We start from the raw sequence: 271 nt of genomic DNA on the forward strand, positions 1-271 counted from the left end.
TCCGAAGCGGCGGCGGAGGAAGTTTTGCGCCTGCTGCGCGACGGCGTTCACGACGGCTTACCGCCCCGCGCGTAGCGTGGCCCGTGCGAGGAGGTGAGCGATGAACCAAGCGCCCGAGCACCTGTACACCCGACAGGACGACATCGCCCGCATGGAGGCGCTGGTCACGCAGCTGCCCGACGAGGCGGTGGTGGAGCTGCACCTCACCGACGGCGGTTCGATCACCGGCATCGTCACCACGCGGCCCAGCGTGCAGGTGTTCCGTGACGGC

At 69.7% G+C, this 271-nt stretch carries 1 protein-coding gene; it reads left to right on the plus strand.

What is annotated here, in order from left to right:
- Nucleotides 1-100 precede the first annotated feature (100 nt).
- Nucleotides 101-271, plus strand: a 171-nt coding sequence (locus tag OH705_RS29725) for a DUF3247 family protein (RefSeq protein WP_416383606.1), incomplete at its 3' end; no start/stop codon positions are given.

Origin of the sequence: Pseudomonas sp. BJa3 (assembly GCF_026343815.1) — a bacterium.
Lineage (GTDB): Bacteria > Pseudomonadota > Gammaproteobacteria > Pseudomonadales > Pseudomonadaceae > Aquipseudomonas > Aquipseudomonas soli.